Raw genomic sequence first — 2,153 nt, 5'->3', positions numbered from 1 at the left:
GCCATGGCTATATCGAGCAAAATGGCATGAGCCAGTTCGCCCGCGATGCCCGGATTACACAGATCTATGAAGGCGCGAATGGCATTCAGGCGCTCGATCTCGTGGGCCGCAAACTGGCCGCCGATGGCGGCAAACATGTTATGGCGTTCTTCGATATCGTCAAATCGTTCATCAAGGAAAATGAAGGCGATGCGAAGCTGAAGGCGGATTTCCTGGATCCGCTCAAGGCCGCATCCAAGGATCTTCAGGCCGCGGGCATGTATTTCATGCAGCAAGGCGTCAAGAACCCGAACAACGCGCTCGCCGGTTCGGTGGACTTCATGCACATGATGGGCCATGTCTGTCTGGGCCTGATGTGGGCTCGGATGGCCCGGGTCGCGCAACAGGCCTTGGCTTCGGGCACCGGTGACGAGGCGTTCTACAAGACAAAACTGGCAACCGGGCGATATTATATGGCCCGACACCTGCCGGCCACCGCGTTGCACCTTGCGCGCATCACGTCAGGGGCCGACACTGTAATGGCACTGGCAGCCGACGAGTTTTAGGGAGAGGTTCACTCACGGACCGTCCCCGGCTCGAGGGGACGAGCCGGGGATGACTTATCGAGAGGACCAAAATGCCCAAACGCTTCCGACTAACTCGGCGCTTCCCGGTCGCAATGACCGAAGACGGATACCGCAAGCTCAAAGCATTTGCCCGAGAGGCCGGTCTTGATGAAGGAGAAGCGCTTTCCTTCCTATTCGAGAATTTCACATCGGTGATCGACGAGGATAACCTCTCGCACCGGTTGCGCCTGTTCAACTCCGAACTCGACGCCAGAAAAAGATAGCTGAAGGGACTACACAGCGTCGCGGTCGACCCGCGCGGCTGTCCCGCTATCCTGCCAGAAACCGAACACATTACAGGATGCCCTGATGACCATCAAACTCTACTGCTTCGGCGAAAGCGGCAATTCATACAAAGCCGCCATCGCGCTCGAGCTTTCGGGCCTCGAATGGGAACCGATCTATGTCGACTTCTTCAACGGCGAATGCCGCACCCCCGAATTCCGCAAGCTCAACCCGATGGGCGAAGTTCCGGTGATGATCGACGGCGATGTCACGCTGACGCAGTCGGGCGTCATGCAGGACTACATCAGTTCGAAAACCGGCAAGCTGGGCGGCACATCCGCCGCCGAACGCCGTGAAATCCTGCGCTGGCAATTCTGGGACAATCACAAGCTTTCGGGTCAGGCCGGGACGACCCGCTTCCTGATGAATTTCCTGCCAGAGGAAAAGCGATCCGCCGAAGTCATCGCGTTCATGCAGGGACGCTTGAAAGCCGCCTATAAGGTACTGGACAGCGAACTCGCTCAGCGTGACTGGCTTGTGGGCGACAAGATCACCGTCGCAGACCTTTCGTGCTGCGGATATCTTTTTTACACCGAACCCTTCGGCTTTGACCGCGCAGACTGGCCCCATATCGACGCATGGCTGAGCCACATTAGCGACATGCCCGGCTGGAAGCACCCTTACGACCTTATGCCCGGCTCGCCCGCCGACCGCGCCTGAAAGGAGACCCGATGACCGAAGCCTATATCTATGACGCCGTCCGTTCACCGCGCGGCAAGGGCCGCGCCGATGGCGCGCTGCACGAAGTCACATCAATCCGACTCTCGGCGCTGATGCTGAACGCCCTCAAGGACCGCAACAACCTCGAAGGCCACGCGGTCGAGGACGTGATCTGGGGCAATGTCACGCAAGTGGGCGAACAGGGCGGCTGCCTCGCGCGCACCGCTGTTCTGGCCTCGGACCTCGACCAGTCGATCCCCGGCCTTGCCATCAACCGCTTCTGCGCCAGCGGAATGGAAGCTGTGAACCTAGCCGCGAACCAGGTCAGGGGCGGCGCGGGCGAAGCCTATATCGCAGGCGGGGTCGAGATGATGGGCCGCGTCGCCATGGGCTCTGACGGGGCCGCTGTTGCCGTCGATCCATCCGTCGCCATGTCCAGCTATTTCGTTCCGCAGGGCATTTCCGCCGATATCATCGCCACAGAATACGGTTTTACCCGCGATAACGCCGACGCTCTGGCCGTCGAAAGCCAGAAACGCGCGAAGGCCGCATGGGACGACAAACGATTCTCGAAATCCATCGTCACCGTGCGCGACCAGAATG

Annotated in this window: 3 protein-coding genes and 1 pseudogene; all 4 read left to right on the top strand. The window is 59.8% G+C overall.

Going from position 1 to position 2,153, the window contains the following annotated elements; genetic code table 11:
* Positions 1 to 545 (top strand): acyl-CoA dehydrogenase (locus tag WBB85_RS14935; protein WP_432639395.1); only part of this gene is annotated, 545 nt, incomplete at its 5' end.
* Between the two features lie 71 nt (positions 546 to 616).
* A complete protein-coding gene (locus WBB85_RS14930; RefSeq protein WP_432639394.1) occupies positions 617 to 829 on the top strand; it encodes a hypothetical protein in 213 nt (70 codons plus the stop codon).
* A gap of 85 nt (positions 830 to 914) precedes the next feature.
* Positions 915 to 1,550 (top strand): glutathione S-transferase family protein, encoded by a 636-nt coding sequence (locus WBB85_RS14925; protein ID WP_432639393.1) that lies wholly within the window; start codon positions 915 to 917, stop codon positions 1,548 to 1,550.
* A gap of 11 nt (positions 1,551 to 1,561) precedes the next feature.
* Positions 1,562 to 2,153: pseudogene (locus WBB85_RS14920) on the top strand (acetyl-CoA C-acyltransferase); the annotation flags it as partial.

Source organism: Albidovulum sp., assembly GCF_049646345.1.
Classification (GTDB): Bacteria; Pseudomonadota; Alphaproteobacteria; order Rhodobacterales; family Rhodobacteraceae; genus Albidovulum.
The sequence above is the reverse complement of the archived record's forward strand: the minus strand, read 5'-3'. Positions and strand labels throughout refer to the sequence as shown.